This window comes from Streptococcus sp. 27098_8_86, assembly GCF_041432595.1.
GTDB lineage: Bacteria > Bacillota > Bacilli > Lactobacillales > Streptococcaceae > Streptococcus > Streptococcus pneumoniae_F.
In genome coordinates this window covers 18,688-38,453 of sequence record NZ_JAPVZW010000005.1, presented here as the reverse complement: position 1 = coordinate 38,453, position 19,766 = coordinate 18,688, and the positions used below count along the sequence as shown (strand labels likewise).

At 42.4% G+C, this 19,766-nt stretch carries 21 protein-coding genes; 16 read left to right on the top strand and 5 right to left on the bottom strand.

Annotated elements, in window-relative coordinates; translation table 11 throughout:
* Nucleotides 1-5: 5 nt before the first annotated feature.
* Genes O3616_RS05795 through O3616_RS05780 form a run of 4 tightly spaced genes read right to left on the bottom strand, consistent with a single transcriptional unit; the run spans nucleotide 6 to nucleotide 1,680 of the window.
* The gene (locus O3616_RS05795; RefSeq protein ID WP_371638354.1) at nucleotides 6-563 is read right to left on the bottom strand and encodes a DUF3278 domain-containing protein; all 558 of its coding nucleotides are present in this window, start codon (nucleotides 561-563) and stop codon (nucleotides 6-8) included.
* 12 nt (nucleotides 564-575) lie between these two features.
* A complete protein-coding gene (locus tag O3616_RS05790) occupies nucleotides 576-917 on the bottom strand; it encodes a hypothetical protein (protein ID WP_260468271.1) in 342 nt (113 codons plus the stop codon).
* A gap of 10 nt (nucleotides 918-927) precedes the next feature.
* A complete protein-coding gene (locus O3616_RS05785) occupies nucleotides 928-1,470 on the bottom strand; it encodes a DUF3278 domain-containing protein (protein ID WP_371638353.1) in 543 nt (180 codons plus the stop codon).
* Between the two features lie 15 nt (nucleotides 1,471-1,485).
* Nucleotides 1,486-1,680, bottom strand: coding sequence for a helix-turn-helix transcriptional regulator (locus O3616_RS05780; protein ID WP_001082470.1), 195 nt, complete (start codon nucleotides 1,678-1,680; stop codon nucleotides 1,486-1,488).
* 165 nt (nucleotides 1,681-1,845) lie between these two features.
* Here O3616_RS05780 and rsmH point away from each other — a divergent pair, with 165 nt between their 5' ends.
* From rsmH to mraY, 4 genes are read left to right on the top strand one after another with little or no spacing between them, the layout of a single operon-like run.
* Nucleotides 1,846-2,796, top strand: coding sequence for a 16S rRNA (cytosine(1402)-N(4))-methyltransferase RsmH (gene rsmH, locus O3616_RS05775; protein WP_000159432.1), 951 nt, complete (start codon nucleotides 1,846-1,848; stop codon nucleotides 2,794-2,796).
* A 9-nt stretch (nucleotides 2,797-2,805) separates the two neighbouring features.
* Nucleotides 2,806-3,123, top strand: a complete 318-nt coding sequence (ftsL, locus tag O3616_RS05770) for a cell division protein FtsL (protein ID WP_371638352.1) — start codon at nucleotides 2,806-2,808, stop codon at nucleotides 3,121-3,123.
* Nucleotides 3,124-3,126: 3 nt separating this feature from the next.
* The gene (pbp2X, locus tag O3616_RS05765; RefSeq protein WP_371638351.1) at nucleotides 3,127-5,379 is read left to right on the top strand and encodes a penicillin-binding protein PBP2X; all 2,253 of its coding nucleotides are present in this window, start codon (nucleotides 3,127-3,129) and stop codon (nucleotides 5,377-5,379) included.
* A 1-nt stretch (nucleotide 5,380) separates the two neighbouring features.
* Nucleotides 5,381-6,361 (top strand): phospho-N-acetylmuramoyl-pentapeptide-transferase, encoded by a 981-nt coding sequence (gene mraY, locus O3616_RS05760; protein WP_371638350.1) that lies wholly within the window; start codon nucleotides 5,381-5,383, stop codon nucleotides 6,359-6,361.
* A 53-nt stretch (nucleotides 6,362-6,414) separates the two neighbouring features.
* Here the strand turns inward: mraY and O3616_RS05755 are convergent, their stop codons facing one another.
* Nucleotides 6,415-11,688 (bottom strand): SIALI-17 repeat-containing surface protein, encoded by a 5,274-nt coding sequence (locus tag O3616_RS05755; protein ID WP_371638349.1) that lies wholly within the window; start codon nucleotides 11,686-11,688, stop codon nucleotides 6,415-6,417.
* A gap of 329 nt (nucleotides 11,689-12,017) precedes the next feature.
* On the opposite strand from O3616_RS05755, the gene O3616_RS05750 reads away from it, so the two are divergent.
* The 12 genes from O3616_RS05750 to O3616_RS05695 all read left to right on the top strand — a co-directional run bounded on the left by O3616_RS05750 (nucleotide 12,018) and on the right by O3616_RS05695 (nucleotide 19,673).
* Nucleotides 12,018-12,266 (top strand): YneF family protein, encoded by a 249-nt coding sequence (locus tag O3616_RS05750; protein ID WP_000364990.1) that lies wholly within the window; start codon nucleotides 12,018-12,020, stop codon nucleotides 12,264-12,266.
* A 199-nt stretch (nucleotides 12,267-12,465) separates the two neighbouring features.
* A complete protein-coding gene (racE, locus tag O3616_RS05745; RefSeq protein ID WP_049493675.1) occupies nucleotides 12,466-13,260 on the top strand; it encodes a glutamate racemase in 795 nt (264 codons plus the stop codon).
* On the top strand, nucleotides 13,218-14,228 hold the full coding sequence (locus tag O3616_RS05740; protein ID WP_371638348.1) for a nucleoside-triphosphate diphosphatase: 1,011 nt from the start codon (nucleotides 13,218-13,220) through the stop codon (nucleotides 14,226-14,228). The genes racE and O3616_RS05740 overlap by 43 nt, the downstream gene beginning before the upstream one ends.
* A complete protein-coding gene (locus tag O3616_RS05735) occupies nucleotides 14,204-14,725 on the top strand; it encodes a metallophosphoesterase (protein ID WP_001118953.1) in 522 nt (173 codons plus the stop codon). The genes O3616_RS05740 and O3616_RS05735 overlap by 25 nt, the downstream gene beginning before the upstream one ends.
* Entirely contained in the window at nucleotides 14,722-15,183 is a 462-nt protein-coding gene (cbpB, locus tag O3616_RS05730; RefSeq protein WP_371638347.1) for a cyclic-di-AMP-binding protein CbpB, read from the top strand. Before O3616_RS05735 ends, cbpB begins: the two co-directional genes overlap by 4 nt.
* Entirely contained in the window at nucleotides 15,180-15,914 is a 735-nt protein-coding gene (gene xerD / locus O3616_RS05725; RefSeq protein ID WP_371638346.1) for a site-specific tyrosine recombinase XerD, read from the top strand. Before cbpB ends, xerD begins: the two co-directional genes overlap by 4 nt.
* Nucleotides 15,914-16,642 (top strand): segregation/condensation protein A, encoded by a 729-nt coding sequence (locus O3616_RS05720; RefSeq protein ID WP_049493670.1) that lies wholly within the window; start codon nucleotides 15,914-15,916, stop codon nucleotides 16,640-16,642. Before xerD ends, O3616_RS05720 begins: the two co-directional genes overlap by 1 nt.
* Before the next feature lie 18 nt (nucleotides 16,643-16,660).
* A complete protein-coding gene (gene scpB, locus O3616_RS05715) occupies nucleotides 16,661-17,230 on the top strand; it encodes an SMC-Scp complex subunit ScpB (RefSeq protein ID WP_061590224.1) in 570 nt (189 codons plus the stop codon).
* Complete coding sequence (locus O3616_RS05710) at nucleotides 17,217-17,939, top strand: pseudouridine synthase (protein WP_070842233.1); 723 nt, start codon at nucleotides 17,217-17,219, stop codon at nucleotides 17,937-17,939. The genes scpB and O3616_RS05710 overlap by 14 nt, the downstream gene beginning before the upstream one ends.
* Nucleotides 17,939-18,175: a membrane protein insertion efficiency factor YidD gene (yidD, locus tag O3616_RS05705; RefSeq protein WP_004260985.1), complete on the top strand. Its 237-nt coding sequence runs from the start codon at nucleotides 17,939-17,941 to the stop codon at nucleotides 18,173-18,175. The genes O3616_RS05710 and yidD overlap by 1 nt, the downstream gene beginning before the upstream one ends.
* A 115-nt stretch (nucleotides 18,176-18,290) precedes the next feature.
* The gene (pepA, locus tag O3616_RS05700) at nucleotides 18,291-19,355 is read left to right on the top strand and encodes a glutamyl aminopeptidase (protein WP_061590223.1); all 1,065 of its coding nucleotides are present in this window, start codon (nucleotides 18,291-18,293) and stop codon (nucleotides 19,353-19,355) included.
* A gap of 21 nt (nucleotides 19,356-19,376) precedes the next feature.
* Nucleotides 19,377-19,673: a bacteriocin immunity protein gene (locus tag O3616_RS05695; protein ID WP_371638345.1), complete on the top strand. Its 297-nt coding sequence runs from the start codon at nucleotides 19,377-19,379 to the stop codon at nucleotides 19,671-19,673.
* Nucleotides 19,674-19,766 lie beyond the last annotated feature (93 nt).

The window sequence follows — 19,766 nt, the reverse complement described above, 5'->3', positions numbered from 1 at the left end:
TCCTCCTATTTGGTATTTTTAGGAGTTTTTTCCTCCTGTAGGGATAGAAATCCGTAGGTCAGGGTTCCGAAAATGCTACCGATAATCAGGCTATACATCAGGAAAGGAACACTTTTATCGAATTGCATGAGCAACTTTCCAAAATCTGAAAGGGACATCTGCTGAACGAAGACTTTATGAAAGATGAGTAAGGTAAAGAAGCCAATCTGAATACCGATAAACACAATCCAGCTTCGGAATTTGATTTGGGCTTTGCTGTAGGTTTTGAGAATGATTTCTGATTTGTCATCCTTTTCAAGATGAAGCTCTTGGACGGCTTTTTGAGCTTTTATACTCATGAACAAAATGAGTCCAAAATAGATGTAGGGCATAACATTTCGAACAATTTCTATAAAGCTTCCGAACAAAATATAGAATAGGAAGAGAATGAAGGAAGAGTAAAAGATTTGGATCATGGAACGGGCGCAAGCCTTGTAGATAACCTCTTGACGGCATTCATCAAAAGGCCCTTGGATATGAAAGAAATTTCGAAGTAGGCGAGTTGTTAAGTCTTCTTTTTTCATGGGTGATTTCTCCTAAATGAGTGGTTTTTGATTGACTTCTTTAACGAGTTGATAGAAAGTATAGAAGTAAATCAAGCTAAAAATGATACAGGTTGTTAGAAATACTAGGTATCTCCAATCTGCAGGACTCCTTAAAAGTTGTGGGAAGGATACGAGAATAAAACAGAGAGATACGTTTAGAAGGCGTATTTTTTTGGATTGGATTTTCTGAAGTATTTGTCCCTTGTTCAGCAAAGGAAGAAATAAAAGGAAAATGATCAAGAAAGGACGCGTAATATGTCCAGAAAACAGGACGAAGGTAATAAAGATGCTGACAAAAATATGACTGAATAGTAAAGTTACTAGTGATTTCATAGGGCACCTCCTAATCCTCATCTTGCTCTTTTTTAGTTTTTGCAATGCGACGGGAGATGAGGAACTGTATGCTTGCTCCGAAGAAGATAGAACCGAGAATGCTTGATACACCATTTCTTATAGTGAGAAGAGAATGAAAATAGTCCTGACCTTCACCTATGAGTATACTGAGAAGAGGAGTTATAAAAAACATCCATAGACCAAAGAACAAACCTGCTTTAAGACCTGGGTAGTATAGTTGCTTACTTTCTTTCTCACTCAGCATATCTGGTTCAATAGTTGTAATCCCTGTTTTTTGCATTTGGTAGGTGAGATAGCTAGCAGCGATGAGGGCAATCACTAAAATCAGAGGAGGATAGATTAGAGCCACTTCTTGAGGGTATTTATAGGCCAGAAGGAGTGGAATAAGATTTCCGAAAATCATCAGATAAAAGAGGACGATAAAGACTTGGTTACCTATACGGTCTGCCTCGCGTCGTTTGTATTCGTCAAGTGGATCAGAAATACCGTATGTGCGCTTGATCAGTTTTTCAGTGAAGGTTTCTTTTTTCATGTGTTGGCTCCTTTTTTAAAAATCATCCTCCCAAAAGAGACTGTTGAGGTCAGTTTGGAGGCTGCGGGCGAGATTGAGACAGAGTTCCAGAGTTGGATTGTACTTGTCGTTCTCAATCATATTGATGGTTTGTCTCGAGACACCGATATCCTTGGCTAGTTCGAGCTGGGAAATACCTAGTTCCTTGCGAAATTCTTTCACACGATTCATCTGGTCTCCTTTCTGACTCATGTCGCATATATTTGACTATATTATATTCTTCTATAGAGTGAATGTCAAGCATATTTGACATATTTCTTAAAGAAATCTTACTTTTCTTGACCTATTTGCCTGACTAGTGCAAGCTGGTCGGATTTATGGTAAAATAGATAGGATATGACAAAAGAATTTCATCATGTAACGGTCTTACTCCACGAAACGATTGATATGCTTGATGTGAAACCTGACGGTGTTTACGTTGATGCGACTTTGGGTGGAGCAGGCCATAGCGAATATTTATTAAGTAAATTAAGTGAAAAAGGCCATCTCTATGCCTTTGACCAGGACCAGAATGCCATTGACAATGCGCAAAAACGTTTGGCACCTTACATTGAAAAGGGGATGGTGACTTTTATAAAGGATAACTTCCGTCATTTACAGGCACGTTTGCGCGAAGCTGGTGTTCAGGAAATTGATGGAATTTGTTATGACTTGGGAGTGTCTAGTCCTCAATTGGACCAGCGTGAGCGTGGTTTTTCTTATAAAAAGGATGCGCCACTGGACATGCGGATGAATCAGGAAGCTAGTCTGACAGCTTATGAAGTGGTGAATCACTATGACTATCATGACTTGGTTCGTATTTTCTTCAAGTATGGTGAGGATAAGTTTTCTAAACAGATTGCGCGTAAGATTGAACAAGCACGTGAAGTCAAGCCAATCGAGACAACGACTGAGTTGGCAGAGATCATCAAGTCGGCTAAGCCTGCTAAGGAGCTCAAGAAGAAGGGCCATCCTGCCAAGCAGATTTTCCAAGCTATTCGGATTGAAGTCAATGATGAACTGGGAGCTGCAGATGAATCTATCCAGCAGGCTATGGATATGTTGGCTCTAGATGGTAGAATCTCAGTGATTACCTTCCATTCACTAGAAGACCGCTTGACCAAGCAATTGTTCAAGGAGGCTTCAACGGTTGAAGTTCCAAAAGGTTTGCCTTTCATCCCAGATGATCTCAAGCCTAAGATGGAATTGGTGTCCCGTAAGCCAATCTTGCCAAGTGCAGAAGAATTAGAAGCCAATAACCGCTCGCACTCAGCTAAGTTGCGCGTGGCCAGAAAAATTCACAAGTAAGAGGAAAAAATGGTAGATAAGAAAGAAACAACCAGTCAATTCTTGCAGAATCGTATAAAAAAATTCTCACGTGTGGAGAAGGCTTTTTATCTTTCCATCGCTTTTACGGCTCTCGTTTTAGCAGTGAGTATCATCTTTATGCAGACACGACTCTTGCAAGTGCAAAGTGATTTAACAAAAATCAATGCGCAGATAGAGGAAAAGAAGACAGAGCTGGATGATGCTAAGCAGGAAGTGAATGAATTGATTCGTTCCGAGCGCTTGAAAGAAATAGCAAATCAAAAAGATTTGAAATTGAATAATGAAAATATCCGAACAGCGGAGTAAGATATGAAATGGACAGAAAAAATAACCCGATTTGCGATAAAAAATCGTAAATCTCCAGCAAAAAACCGTAGGATAGTTGGCAAGTATCTCAGCTTTTTAGCTGTTGCCCTTTTCGGCCTCTTTTTGGCCAATTTTGCGTATATTATCGCAAAAGGTAATATATTTGGTACTGACTTGGTAAAAGAGGCTAAAAAGGTTCACCAAACAACCCGAACAGTTCCTGCCAAACGTGGGACTATCTATGACCGAAATGGAGTGCCTATCGCTGAAGATGCGACCTCTTATAACGTGTATGCTGTTATTGATAAAAAATACAAGTCAGCAACTGGAAAAATTCTTTATGTAGAGGATTCGCAGTTTAATAAGGTAGCTGAAGTCTTCCATAAGTATTTAGACATGGATGAAGCTTATGTGAAAGAGCAATTAGCTCAACCAAATCTGACCCAAGTTTCCTTTGGTGCAAAAGGAAATGGGATTACATATGCCAATATGATGGCTATTAAAAAAGATTTGAAAGATGCTAGTGTGGAAGGGATTGACTTTACAACTAGCCCTAACAGAAGCTATCCAAATGGACAATTTGCTTCTAGCTTTATTGGCTTAGCCCAACTTCATGAAAATGAGGATGGTAGTAAGAGTTTGTTAGGGACTTCTGGTTTGGAGAGTTCTTTAAATACCATTCTTGCTGGGACAGACGGTATTATTACCTATGAAAAAGACCGTGTAGGAAATATCGTACCAGGTACAGAACTGGTATCGCAACAAACTGTGGATGGCAAGGATGTTTATACAACATTGTCTAGTCCGCTACAATCTTTCATGGAAACTCAGATGGATGCCTTTCTAGAAAAAGTAAAAGGTAAGTATATGACCGCGACCTTGGTCAGTGCAAAGACCGGTGAAATCCTCGCTACCACCCAACGACCTACCTTTAATGCAGATACTAAAGAAGGAATCACTGAGGACTTTGTTTGGCGTGATATTCTTTATCAAAGTAACTATGAACCAGGATCAGCCATGAAGGTTATGACGTTAGCTTCTTCTATTGATAATAATACCTTCCCAAGTGGAGAATACTTCAATAGCAGTGAATTCAAAATAGCGGATGCGACGACTCGAGATTGGGATGTTAATGGTGGTTTGACTACTGGTAGGATGATGACTTTCTTACAAGGTTTCGCTCACTCCAGTAATGTTGGAATGAGTCTACTTGAACAAAAAATGGGAGATGCTACTTGGTTGGATTATCTAAAACGCTTTAAATTTGGGGTTCCAACTCGCTTTGGCTTGACAGATGAATACGCTGGTCAACTTCCAGCTGATAATATTGTTAATATTGCTCAAAGCTCATTTGGGCAAGGAATTTCAGTGACACAAACACAAATGCTTCGTGCCTTTACAGCTATTGCTAATGATGGAGTTATGCTGGAGCCAAAATTTATAAGTGCTATTTATGATACTAACAATCAGTCTGTACGTAAGTCACAAAAAGAAATAGTAGGAAATCCTGTTTCCAAAGAGGCAGCAAGCACAACTCGAAATCACATGATCTTAGTTGGAACGGATCCTTTTTACGGGACCATGTATAATCATCTAACAGGGAAACCAATCATAACAGTTCCCGGACAAAATGTGGCAGTTAAGTCAGGTACTGCTCAAATTGCGGATGAGAAAAATGGAGGATACTTAGTTGGTGCAACTAATTATATATTTTCAGTTGTATCAATGAATCCGGCGGAAAATCCTGATTTTATCTTATATGTAACGGTTCAACAGCCTGAGCATTATTCAGCTGTCCAGTTGGGAGAGTTTTCCAATCCAATCTTGGAGCGGGCTTCAGCGATGAAAGAATCTCTGAACCTTCAATCTCCAGCTAAGAATTTAGATCAAGTGACGACAGAATCTTCGTATGCAATGCCTAGCATCAAGGATATTTCACCTGGTGATTTGGCGGAAGCCTTACGTCGAAATATTGTGCAACCAATCGTTGTCGGTACTGGAACAAAGATTAAAGAGACTTCTGTAGAAGAAGGAAAAAATCTTGCACCAAACCAACAAGTTCTCCTTTTATCGGATAAGGTAGAAGAAATTCCAGACATGTATGGTTGGACACAGGAAAATGTTCAAGCATTTGCCAAATGGTTGAATATTGAAATAGAGTGGGATGGTACAGGTAAAACGGTTCAAAAACAAAGTGTTCGTGCCAATACTGCCATCAAAGATATTAAAAATTTGAAAGTAACTTTAGGAGATTAACATGATTAGTTCCATCAGTGCTGGAATTCTTAGCTTTTTATTAACAATTATTGGTATTCCAGCCTTTATCCAATTTTATAGAAAGGCGCAAATTACAGGCCAGCAGATGCATGAGGATGTCAAACAGCACCAGGCAAAAGCTGGGACTCCTACAATGGGGGGGCTTGTTTTCCTCATTGCTGCAGTTGTGGTGAGTTTCCTCGTCGCTCTTTTTTCGAAACAATTGACCAATAATGTTGGTATGATTTTGTTTATTTTGGTCTTGTATGGTTTGGTTGGTTTTTTAGATGACTTTCTCAAGGTCTTCCGAAAGATCAATGAGGGGCTAAACCCCAAACAGAAATTGGCTCTTCAACTTCTAGGTGGTGTCATTTTCTACCTTTTCTATGAGCGTGGGGGCGATATGCTTTCTGTCTTTGGCTACCAAGTGCATCTAGGGTTTTTCTATATTGTCTTCGCTCTTTTCTGGTTAGTTGGTTTTTCAAACGCAGTCAACTTGACAGATGGTATTGACGGTCTAGCTAGTATTTCCGTTGTGATTAGCTTGTCTGCTTATGGAGTTATTGCCTATGTGCAAGGTCAGATGGATATCCTTCTAGTGATTCTGGCCATGATTGGTGGTTTGCTTGGTTTCTTTGTCTTTAACCATAAGCCTGCTAAAGTCTTTATGGGGGATGTGGGAAGTTTGGCTTTAGGTGGAATGCTGGCAGCTATCTCTATGGCCCTCCACCAAGAATGGACTCTCTTGATTATCGGAATTGTTTATGTTTTTGAAACAACTTCGGTTATGATGCAAGTCAGTTATTTCAAACTGACAGGTGGTAAACGTATTTTTCGTATGACGCCTGTGCATCACCATTTTGAGCTTGGAGGATTGTCTGGTAAGGGAAGTCCTTGGAGCGAGTGGAAGGTCGACTTCTTCTTTTGGGGAGTGGGGCTTCTAGCAAGTCTTTTGACACTAGCCTTTTTATACCTACTGTAAAAAATAAATCAGGATGAAGCTTATCTTCATCCTGATTTTTGTGTGGTTAGACGTTAGTTTGATTCATCCTTTTTACTCTTAAGTAGAAAAGTTGCTGTTAGGACTAGACTCAATCCTGACAAGAATAGTAGTGGATTGGATGTTTCACCAGTAGCTGGAAGTTGTTCTTTAGGAGAATAATTTGTCGGTTGAACAAGGTCTGGACTAGATGAAACTTGCTCAGAGCTATTGGCCAATGGTTTGATATCTGTTTCACTTGGTTTTTGCTCTGCAGTAGTTGATGCTCCATTAGCTTGATAAACAACAGCATAGGTGCTGAAATGACTAGTCGTAAATTCTGCCATTCCCTCGCGAATAGTAAAATCAAGTGCCTGTAATTCTTTTGATGGAGTTAGGTAGTAGACATTTTCGACAGCAGAGGAAATAGGCAAGCGGACCAAGACAGTCCCTTTTGGTTGCAAACTCTGATCTGTTGAATTTTTAAGGTGAAGATCGTAAGCATCATAGGTCTTACCAAATAGTTCTTGAGCTAATACACGTCTGCTAGAAATGTGAGAAATTCCCTCTAAGTCAGTCGCTCCTCCAATAATTTCAACTTTAGTCTTTTCATCCTTTAAGACACGAAGTTTATATTCAGGAACAGAAACAGTAGGTGGTTGTTCTAGTCCTGCTGTGCCGATAGGTTTCGTGTACTCAGGGATAGAAACAGTAGGCGGTTGTTCTAGTCCTGCTGTGCCGATAGGCTCAGTGTACTCAGGAATAGAAATGGTAGGTGGCTGTTCTTGTCCAGCCGTTCCGATAGGTTTAGTGTACTCCGGAATATTTACTACAGGCGGTTGTTCCTGTCCAGCCGTTCCGATAGGCTCAGTGTACTCAGGAATAGAAATGGTAGGTGGCTGTTCTTGTCCAGCCGTTCCGATAGGTTTAGTGTACTCCGGAATATTTACTACAGGCGGTTGTTCCTGTCCGGCTGTACCGATAGGTTTAGTATACTCCGGAATATTTACTACAGGCGGTTGTTCCTGTCCAGCTGTACCGATAGGCTTAGTGTATTCAGGAATTTCTACAATAGGAGCAGGGTCATCTCCCTTGCTTGTAGTTGGCTGCTGATTCTCAACCTTCTTCTCATCCTTTTTGGTAAAGACAGCTATTACAGGACTGCTTGTTGTATTTCCCTGGATAGAATAAGCTTCTATCGCATTTCCAATTTTTCGATTGGTTTCGTCAGGGATAGGGATTTGTACCTGATTATCTTGGATTGATAAGACAGTCTGATCTCCAGTCGTAACTAGATGATTATCGTCTATCCTGCGTAAAACGAGTGGATCTTTGATGCCTGGGAAGGTCACAGCGATGGCTTCCCAATCTCCAGCTGGAAGAGTTAAAGAGATGTTTTTATCCCCTTCCTTAAGTGGTGCGATACTTGGACTATCCAAGCTTACAGCTGGAGCCTTAATCACATCAAATGAATCTAGAGAAATTTTCTTGCGACCTGCTGGTGAATTTGGATCAACTTTCAATGTCAAAATATGATTACCATCTGTCAGATTAGTAAATTCTCCAATTAAGGTTGCCTTTTGGGTAGCGCCAGCAGTGTAGAAGTCTAGACTTGGCATTTCTTTGCCATCTAGTGTCACGAGAGCTTTTCCGAGAGCGGATGTTTTGAGTCCGTAAATTCGAATTCCTGTTCCAGTAAATGGAATGGTTGCCTGAGCTTCTGAAGCGATACTTGGGTCGGCGTTATTGATGTCCGCATATTTTTCTGTGCTCTTATATAATTCAGTATCGCTCCAATCTTTGAATTGAGATCCATATTGAATGCGAGGGTCACGGTCATCCATTTTTTCAATGGTTGTTCCTTGTCCCGGTAAAACTTTAAAGTAGTCTAAGGAGATTTTGGAACGTTCACTGCCACGGTGTTTATGCTCTTGTTTTACAGTGATAGTCATCACATGAGCACCATCTGACAATCCTGTGAAGCGACCGATAAGGCTACCTTTTTCAGTTGCACCTGCAGTATAGAAGTCCAGTTCACCGACTGATTTACCATCGATTTTGACTTCAGCGATTCCTAATTGAGATGATTTGAGACCATAGATTTCAATGCCAACACCATTGAAAGGAATAGTTGCTGTCGCATCTTTATCTGTATAGTTACCTAGTGAAAGGTCGGCAAACTTCTCTGTTCCTCCAAATAATTCTGAGTCTGCCCAGTTTCCAAATGCAGAACCGTATTGGATTCGGCTATCACGGTCATCCATCAATTGGTTATAGGTTTCGACATTGGCCTTTTCGGATACCTGTGTAGAAACATTACCCAGCATAGCCTTAACAGTATAAGTGTAGGCGAGTTGAGGGTCGAGTGAACGGTCGATAAAATGGGTTTGATTGGTCACAAATTCTCTGCTTGCAGAGGTTTGGCCAGATTCGTCTTTCACTTGTCTTTGGATAACATAGTGGGTAGCACCTTCTACTTGGTTGAAGGTGAGTTCGGCAGTGACTCCATTTTGTCTAACTGCTGTCAGACTGGTTACACGACCAGGGAAATGTTCAAAGGTAATGACATCACCTTTTTGTGTTGCCAGTTGAATGCGGCCATCTTTCAGAACAGTTGCTTTGACAGATTTACCATTAACCTTAACCTGACTGGCTTCGATATTTGGATAATCTACAACTAGGTCTCCACCGACATTTGACAGGAAGGACAAGCTTTGCAGGTTTTTATCTTTCCACTTCATGCTGACTTCAAAGTTACCACGAGCAACCAGACCAGAAACCTGACCGTCTTTCCAAGCATCTGGAAGGGCTGGCAATGGTGCAATGTAGCCAGTGTGTGATTGAAGAAGCATTTCTGCAATTCCACTGGTTGCTCCAAAGTTTCCATCGATTTGGAAAGGTGCGTGTGTATCCCAAAGGTTTTCTAGGGTTGAATATTTGAGCTGTTCAGCGAGCAAGCGATGAGCACGGTTACCGTCTAAGAGACGAGCCCAGAGGTTGATTTTATTGGCCTTAGACCAACCAGTACCACCATCTCCACGGTGGTTGAGGGTAGCACGCGCAGCTTCTAAATATTCAGCCTGATCCTTGCTAAAGAGCGTACCTGGGAAGAGACCAACTAGATGGGAAACGTGACGGTGGTTGTTTTCAATGCCTTCGTTGGTGAATTGTGGACTGTCTTCTTCGTACCATTCCTTGATACGTCCTTCTTTGTTAATGTGAAGTGGTTTTAGTTTGTCAAATTTAGCCTTGACCTCTGTAACTAAGTCTTTGTCGACATTTAGATGGTTAGCGACTTCCATGTAGTCATGGAATAGCTGCCAGACTAGTGATTGGTCAAAGGTGTTTCCAATGGTAATGGTACCGTGTTCAGGTGAATAGGATGGAGAAGATACCCAACGGTCGCTGGCCTGATCATAGTGCAAGAAGGAGTTCCAGAACTTAGCAGTTTCCTTGAGCATTGGATAGATCTTTTCTTTTAGATAACTTTCATCCTTGGTGAATTTATAGTAGTCATAGACGTTCTGCATCATCCAGGCATTAGCTGCTGGCGACCAACCCCAATAGTAATTCCAACCAGGAGTAGTCCAGCCAAATGGTGTCGCCTGGGTATGAACCAGCCAGCCATTTTCTTGTCCATCTTTGGATTCGATACCGGCGTATTCCTTAGCAGCGATACGGCCATAGTAACGCATATCGTCAATGTAATTGATCATTGGCTTGGCTGTTTCAGCTAGATTGCTCATGTAGGCTGGCCAATAGTTCATTTGCAAGTTGACATTGAGGTGGTAGTCAGCGTTCCAAGGTGGATTGTCTACGGCATTCCAGACTCCTTGTAGGTTGGCAGGAAGGGCATCTGTCCGATCACGAGATGAACTAATCAATAAATAACGTCCGTATTGGAAGAAGAGTTCTTCCAGTTTTTGCCCTTTGCTAGGGTTATAGGTCTGAAGGGCCTCTTTTGTCGTTTGAGCAGCATTGCTTCCACCTAGGTTTAGTTTGACGCGGTTAAAGAGGCTTTGATAGTCTTTGATATGGTTCTTTTTAAGTGTCTCGTAGTCTTTGCCCCTAGCTGCTTCTACAATGCCTTTAACTGTTTTTTCGAGGTCAATGTCTTTGCGATAGTTTGTTTTTGGATTCTGAGCAAAGTTAGTCTTGGCACTGAGTAAAAGCGTAGCATAGCTGGCCCCTGTGACCGTTAAACTATCCTCATGAACAGTAACTTTTCCGTCCGTTTTAATTCCTAGATAGGATGCGAACTGGAGGCCATTATCTTTGACTGTACCTTTTAGTAGGATACCATTTGGGTCTGTCGTAACATGGCCACTCTTGTAGTTAGAATATTCCGCTGAGTAGTCTCCGTTAGCAAGTAAATCTTCTGTTAAGCTATTCCAAACTGTAAAATCAAGTTTTTTGTCCCCTTTTTGGGTCAAGTGGGTCACGGTGACATCATCAGGGTAACTTGAGAAGGTTTCTCTTTTAAAGGTCGTTCCATCTTGGGTGTAAGAAGTTGTAGTAGTGGCTTCTGTGATATCCAAACCACGGTGATAGTCTGTAACTGTATCCAGCCCCTTTTTCTGGTTATTGAAGACCATGAAGATATCACCAAAGGCTAGATAACGTCCATACTGGGCGTTGTTTGGTCCAACTAGATTTTGTTCAGCTAATCGTTTGGCTTTTTGGCGATCTCCGTCTTCAAGAGCCTTACGAATTTCTGCTAAAATTTTATACCGTTCCTGATAGTTTCCTCCGTTATAGTCGGTACTGTCGGGACGCGGACCACCTGACCAAAGAGTTTTTTCGTTGTATTGGATTCTCTCCTCGCCTATGAGACCAAAAACCTTAGCACCCATTTCACCATTCCCAACTGGGAGTGCTTGTTTTTCCCAGCCATCATAGGAAGGAGCTGTTGGTCGATCATAGTTTAGCTGATAGTTGCTTTGTTCTGTCACAGGTAGTTCTGGTTTTTCGGTTTCCTTATTTTCATTAGGTTTTACAATAGCCTCAGTACTGGCTTGATTAGTTGTAGCAGAAGTAACATCAGCATTAGCGGGTTTACTTTCAGAAGAACTATTATTAGCTAGAACTGGTTTTTTATGATCAATTGGCACGTTTGACTGTGTATGCTCAGTTGATTCACTTGCTTTTGTTATAGTGTCTGTCTTAACTGTAGTTTTCTCTAATGCAGGCTCGTTTTGCTGTACTTCAATAGTATCAGCAGAGACGGTATGACTAGCTAGAAAAACCGCTCCAAGCAAAACAGAGGCTGTGCCGACTGTTAGCTTTCGAATACTGTAGCGACAGGATTTCTCCCTCCAAATTTTTTCCATAGAAACCTCCTTTATTAATTAAAAGCGCTTTCATTTTTAATGAGGCGAACTTTTGTTTCTATATTGTATTGTTAATCTAATTTTACCAGCTAATGAAGTGTTGTCAAGAGGATTAGAGAAGGATATATATTTGATATTGTTTTGTATTAAAAAAGTGGAGGAAACGAATGGTAAGAGAGTGTATTTTTTATATTCTTTCTAGTTTTGACTAGAACAATAAGCCAACTTTAATTACAGCCTACTCATCTCTGAAAGCGTAAAACAAACTGGTCAGGGTGGCTAGTTTGTGGTATAATGAAAGAGACTCAAAAAGAAACAGGAGAAATATGATGGATTTACTATTAGCAATTGTATTGATTGTGCTAGCTTTTCTAGGAGGAGCTCTTGGGGGAATGTACTTGGTTCGTAAGCAAATCGAAAAAGAATTCGCTGACAACCCACGTTTGAATGCTGAAGCAGTTCGTACTCTTTTGAGTGCAAATGGTCAAAAACCAAGCGAAGCTAAGGTGCAACAAGTTTACCACCAAATCATCCGCCAACAAAAGGCAGCCCTTGCTAACAATAAAAAGAAAAAATAAATAAGGAAAAGTCTGGGATGAAAGTTCCAGACTTCTCACTATGTTGACTATGGTTTAGGGATGAGACTTTTTCCTTGCATTCTATTGATATTTGATTATGATTAAGAGAGATAGTTATTGATTAGGCTGTCATTCAGTTTATAAGGATCAATAATCATAATGAACTATCAATCAGAAAAAAGACTAGAAAGAAGACTGTATGGATAATCGACCAATTGGTTTTTTGGATTCGGGTGTCGGGGGCTTGACCGTTGTGCGCGAGCTCATGCGCCAGCTTCCCCATGAAGAAATCGTCTATATTGGAGATTCGGCACGGGCGCCCTATGGTCCCCGTCCTGCTGAGCAAATTCGTGAATATACTTGGCAGTTGGTCAACTTTCTCTTGACCAAGGATGTCAAAATGATTGTCATTGCTTGTAACACTGCGACTGCGGTCGTCTGGGAAGAAATCAAGGCTCAACTAGATATTCCTGTCTTGGGTGTAATTTTGCCAGGAGCTTCAGCAGCCATCAAGTCCAGCCAAGGTGGGAAAATCGGAGTCATTGGAACGCCCATGACGGTCCAATCTGACATCTATCGTCAGAAAATCAACGATCTGGATCCGGACTTACAGGTGGAGAGTTTGGCCTGTCCCAAGTTTGCTCCCTTGGTGGAGTCTGGTGCCCTGTCAACCAGTGTCACCAAGAAAGTAGTCTATGAAACCCTGCGTCCCTTGGTTGGAAAGGTGGATAGCCTGATTTTGGGATGTACCCATTATCCACTGCTCAGACCTATTATTCAAAATGTTATGGGGCCCAAGGTTCAACTTATCGATAGTGGGGCAGAGTGCGTACGGGACATTTCAGTCTTACTCAATTATTTTGAAATCAATCGTGGTCGTGATGCCGGACCACTCCATCACCGTTTTTACACAACAGCCAGCAGCCAAAGTTTTGCACAAATTGGTGAAGAATGGCTGGAAAAAGAGATTTATGTGGAGCATGTAGAATTATGACAAATAAAATTTATGAATACAAGGATGACCAGGACTGGTATGTTGGGTCCTATGGTATTTTTGGTGGCGTCCGGACGTTGACGGATGATGACTTGGATTTTCCTCTATTGGAGTTTGCCCAAAGATTTCGAGATGAGGATCGAGGTTTTCCTGTTTCTGTTACTGTTTTACGCTATGGTTCTCTCTATCGTTTATTGTCTTTTGTGGTAGATATCCTTAACCAAGAAATGGGACGAAATGTGGAAGTCATCCAACGTCAGGGGGCTTTGCTCTTGGTTGAAAATGGGCAACTCCTGCATGTAGAATTACCCAAAGAAGGTGTTGATGTAGAAGCCTTCTTTGAGACAAACAAGGTCAGAGAAACCTTATTGATTGCAACTCGAAACGAAGGCAAGACCAAAGAGTTCCGAGCTATCTTTGATAAGTTAGGCTACGATGTGGAAAATCTTAATGACTATCCTGACCTGCCTGAAGTAGCTGAAACAGGCATGACCTTTGAAGAAAATGCCCGTCTCAAGGCAGAAACCATTTCTCAATTAACGGGCAAGATGGTTTTGGCAGATGACTCAGGTCTCAAAGTCGATGTCCTTGGTGGCTTGCCAGGTGTCTGGTCAGCTCGTTTCGCAGGTGTGGGAGCTACTGACCGTGAAAACAATGCCAAACTCTTGCACGAATTGGCCATGGTCTTTGAACTCAAGGACCGCTCGGCTCAATTCCATACAACCCTAGTCGTAGCCAACCCAAACAAGGAAAGTTTGGTTGTTGAAGCAGACTGGCCAGGCTACATTAACTTTGAACCTAAGGGTGAAAATGGCTTTGGCTATGACCCTCTCTTCCTTGTAGGAGAGACAGGCAAGTCCTCAGCTGAGTTAACCCTTGAAGAAAAAAATAGCCAATCTCACCGCGCCTTAGCCGTTAAGAAACTTTTGGAGGTATTTCCATCATGGCAAAGCAAACCATCATTGTAATGAGTGATTCCCATGGCGATAGCTTGATTGTGGAAGAAATCCGTGATCGCTATGTGGGAAAAGTTGACGCCGTTTTTCATAACGGCGATTCTGAACTGCGTCCTGATTCTCCCCTTTGGGAAGGCATCCGTGTTGTTAAAGGGAACATGGACTTCTACGCCGGCTACCCAGAACGTTTGGTGACCGAGCTTGGTTCGACCAAGATTATCCAAACCCATGGTCACTTGTTTGACATCAATTTCAATTTTCAAAAGTTGGACTACTGGGCTCAGGAGGAAGAGGCCGATATCTGCCTCTATGGTCACTTGCATGTGCCAAGCGCTTGGATGGAAGGCAAGACTCTCTTTCTAAATCCAGGCTCTATCAGTCAACCACGTGGTACCATCAGAGAATGTCTCTATGCTCGTGTGGAGATTGATGATAGTTATTTCAAAGTGGACTTTTTGACACGAAACCACGAGGTGTATCCAGGCTTGTCCAAGGAGTTTAGCAGATGATTGCCAAGGAGTTTGAGACTTTCTTGCTGGGGCAAGAGGAAACTTTTTTGACCCCTGCTGAAAATCTAGCTGTGTTGATTGATACCCACAATGCGGATCATGCGACCCTCTTGCTCAGTCAGATGACCTATACCCGTGTTCCCGTTGTGACAGATGAAAGACAGTTTGTTGGAACTATTGGGCTTAGAGATATTATGGCTTATCAGATGGAGCATGACTTGAATCAAGAAATCATGGCAGATACGGATATCGTTCATATGACGAGAACGGACGTAGCGGTTGTCTCGCCTGATTTTACTATTACGGAGGTCTTGCACAAGTTGGTAGATGAGTCCTTCTTGCCGGTTGTGGATGCGTCAGGGATTTTCCAAGGGATCATCACGCGCAAGTCTATCCTCAAGGCAGTGAATGCCCTCTTGCATGACTTTAGTAAGGAATATGAGATTCGATGCAAATGAGAGACAGAATTTCAGATTTTTTAGAGGAAAAGCAGGGCTTGTCTGCCAATTCCAAGCAGTCCTATAAGTATGATCTGGAGCAATTTTTAGACATTGTAGGCGAGCGGATTTCTGAGACCAGTCTCAAGATTTACCAAGCCCAACTAGCCAATCTAAAAATCAGCGCCCAGAAGCGAAAGATTTCGGCCTGTAACCAATTTCTCTACTTTCTCTATCAAAAAGGAGAAGTGGATAGCTTTTATCGTTTGGAATTAGCCAAACAAGCTGAAAAGAAGACGGAAAAGCCAGAAATTCTAGACTTAGCCTCTTTTTGGCAGGAAAGTGACTATTCAGAGGGTCGCTTGCTAGCGCTCTTAATCCTAGAAATGGGGCTCTTGCCGAGTGAGATTTTAGCTCTAAAGGTTGCGGATATCAATCTGGACTTTCAGGTGTTGAGAATCCAGAAGGCTTCTCAACAGAGGATTGTCACCATTCCCACGAGCTTGCTTTCAGAGCTAGAACCCTTGATGGGCCAGACCTATCTTTTTGAAAGGACAGGGAAAGCCTATTCTCGTCAGTGGGCCTTCCGTCAGCTAGAAGCTTTTGTCAAGGAGAAAGGTTTTCCAGCACTATCAGCCCAAGCCTTGCGGGAACAGTTCATTCTACGACAAATTGAAAAGAAGGTCGATTTGTACGAAATTGCAAAAAAATTAGGATTAAAAACAGTCCTGACCTTAGAAAAATATAGATAATGGATATTAAATTAAAAGATTTTGAAGGGCCTCTGGACTTGCTTTTGCACCTAGTTTCTAAGTACCAGATGGATATCTACGATGTGCCCATTACGGAAGTCATCGAACAGTATCTAGCCTATGTCTCAACTCTGCAGGCCATGCGTCTGGAAGTGACGGGGGAGTACATGGTTATGGCCAGTCAGCTCATGCTGATCAAGAGCCGCAAGCTCTTACCAAAGGTAGCGGAAGTGACAGATTTGGAAGATGACCTAGAGCAGGATCTTCTCTCTCAAATCGAAGAATACCGCAAGTTCAAGCTCTTGGGTGAGCACTTGGAAGCCAAGCACCAGGAACGGGCCCAGCACTATTCCAAAGCGCCGACAGAGTTGATTTACGAAGATGCGGAGCTTGTGCATGACAAGACAACCATTGACCTCTTTTTGGCTTTTTCAAATATCCTAGCCAAGAAAAAAGAAGAGTTTGCACAGAAGCACACGACTATCTTGCGGGATGAGTATAAGATTGAGGACATGATGGTCATCGTAAAAGAGTCCTTGACTGGACGAGATCAATTGCGCTTGCAGGATTTGTTTAAGGAAGCCCAGAATGTCCAAGAGGTCATTACCCTCTTTTTAGCAACCCTAGAGTTAATCAAAACACAGGAGCTGATCCTCGTGCAAGAGGAAAGTTTCGGAGATATTTATCTCATGGAAAAGAAGGAAGAAAGTCAAGTGGCCCAAAGCTAGACTTGATAGAGAGGAAAGATGAGTACTTTAGCAAAAATAGAAGCGCTCTTGTTTGTAGCGGGTGAAGATGGGATTAGAGTCCGCCAGTTAGCTGAACTCCTCTCTCTGCCACCGACAGGCATCCAACAGAGTTTAGAAAAATTATCTCAGAAGTATGAAAAGGACCCAGATTCCAGTTTGGCCCTGATTGAGACAGGGGGCGCTTATAGATTGGTGACCAAGCCTCAGTTTTCAGAGATCTTGAAGGAATACTCTAAGGCACCTATCAACCAGAGTTTATCTCGGGCTGCCCTTGAGACCTTGTCCATCATTGCCTATAAGCAGCCCATCACACGGATAGAGATTGATGCCATCCGTGGGGTCAACTCGAGTGGGGCCTTGGCAAAGTTGCAGGCCTTTGACTTGATACGAGAAGACGGGAAAAAAGAAGTGTTGGGGCGCCCCAACCTCTATGTGACTACGGATTATTTCCTAGATTACATGGGGATAAACCATTTAGAAGAATTACCAGTGATTGATGAGCTTGAGATCCAAGCCCAAGAAAGCCAATTATTTGGTGAAAGGATAGAAGAAGATGAGAATCAATAAGTATATTGCCCACGCAGGTGTGGCCAGTAGGAGAAAAGCAGAAGAGCTGATTAAGCAAGGTTTGGTGACGGTTAACGGCCAGGTGGTACGTGAACTAGCAACCACTATCAAGTCAGGCGACAAGGTCGAAGTTGAAGGTCAACCTATCTACAACGAAGAAAAGGTCTATTATCTACTTAACAAACCACGCGGTGTTATTTCCAGTGTGACAGATGACAAGGGCCGCAAGACGGTTGTCGACCTCTTGCCCAACGTGAAAGAGCGCATCTACCCTGTAGGTCGTTTGGACTGGGATACATCAGGAGTCTTGATTTTGACCAATGATGGGGATTTTACAGACGAGATGATTCACCCCCGTAATGAGATTGACAAGGTTTATGTTGCGCGTGTTAAAGGTGTGGCCAATAAGGACAATCTCCGCCCCTTGACCCGTGGACTTGAGATTGATGGTAAGAAAACCAAGCCGGCTGTCTATGAGATTCTCAAAGTGGACCCAGTCAAAAACCGCTCTGTGGTGCAGTTGACTATCCATGAAGGGCGTAACCACCAGGTTAAAAAGATGTTTGAAGCTGTCGGTCTCCAAGTAGATAAGTTGTCACGGACCCGTTTCGGACATCTAGACTTGACAGGACTCCGTCCAGGAGAATTCCGTCGTCTTAATAAAAAAGAAATCAGCCAACTACACACCATGGCTGTAACCAAGAAATAATGAAACGAATTTTAATAGCGCCTGTGCGCTTTTACCAACGTTTTATCTCGCCAGCCTTTCCACCCTCTTGCCGCTTTGAGCCAACTTGTTCCAACTATATGATTCAGGCTATTGAAAAACATGGCTTCAAGGGTGTTTTGATGGGCTTGTCTCGGATTTTACGTTGCCATCCCTGGTCGAAAACAGGTAAGGACCCCGTCCCAGATCATTTTTCACTCAAACGGAATCATAAATAAAACGAATTACAATGGTGATTCGTTTTTTCACAAGTAGTTTTATCTGGAATGATGATTCCCGCTATCCTTCTCCTATAAAAAGTGGTAAAATGGATGAAAGAAAGAAGGAACTGAAATGACAACATTATTTTCAAAAATCAAAGAAGTAACAGAACTTGCTGCGATCTCAGGTCATGAAGCACCTGTTCGTGCTTATCTTCGTGAAAAGTTGACACCGCACGTGGATGAAGTGGTGACAGATGGCTTGGGGGGTATTTTCGGGATTAAACATTCAGAAGCTGCAGATGCACCGCGCGTCTTGGTCGCTTCTCACATGGATGAAGTTGGTTTTATGGTCAGCGAAATCAAGCCAGATGGTACCTTCCGTGTGGTAGAAATCGGTGGATGGAATCCTATGGTGGTTAGTAGCCAACGTTTCAAACTCTTGACTCGTGATGGTCGTGAAATTCCTGTGATTTCAGGCTCTGTTCCTCCACATTTGACTCGTGGTAAGGGCGGCCCAACTATGCCAGCTATTGCAGATATCGTCTTTGATGGCGGTTTTGCGGATAAGTCTGAGGCAGAAAGTTTTGGCATCCGTCCTGGCGACACCATCGTACCAGATAGTTCTGCAATCTTGACGGCCAATGAGAAAAATATCATCTCAAAAGCTTGGGACAACCGTTACGGAGTTCTTATGGTGAGCGAGTTGGCGGAAGCTCTTTCAGGTCAAAAACTTGGCAATGAACTCTATCTGGGTTCTAACGTCCAAGAAGAAGTTGGTCTCCGCGGTGCTCATACATCTACAACCAAGTTTGATCCAGAAGTCTTCCTAGCAGTTGATTGCTCACCAGCAGGTGATGTTTATGGCGGTCAAGGCAAGATTGGAGATGGAACCTTGATTCGTTTCTACGATCCAGGTCACTTGCTTCTCCCAGGAATGAAGGATTTCCTTTTGACAACGGCTGAAGAAGCTGGTATCAAGTACCAATACTACTGTGGTAAAGGTGGAACAGACGCTGGCGCAGCTCATCTGAAAAATGGCGGTGTCCCATCTACAACTATCGGTGTCTGCGCTCGTTATATCCACTCTCACCAAACCCTCTACGCTATGGATGACTTCTTAGAAGCTCAAGCTTTCTTGCAAGCCTTGGTGAAAAAATTGGATCGTTCAACAGTTGATTTGATTAAAAATTATTAAACCATAAGGGAGGTGGTAGGGATGGTAGAACCAAACCTAGAAAGCTTTGTAAAAGATCTTTACAATCATGCTCGACATGATTTGAGTGAAGATTTAGTTGCTGCTCTCCTAGAGACTGCTAAAAAACTGCCTACTACAAATGAGCAATTGCTGGCAGTTCGTCTCTCAGGCCTGGTCAATCGTGAATTGCTCCTGAATCCCAAACATCCGGGACCTGAGTTGCTCAACTTGGCTCGCTTTATCAAAAGAGAAGAAGCAAAGTACAGAGGAACTGCGGCTTCTGCGCTTATGTACGGGGAGCTCTTTAAAATGCTTTGATTCCATTGTGAATCAAAGCATTTTTCTATATATTAGAAAAGCAATTCTTGGTTAGGAAAAGAAAAAAGCCATCCCATTTAGGATAGCTTCTTG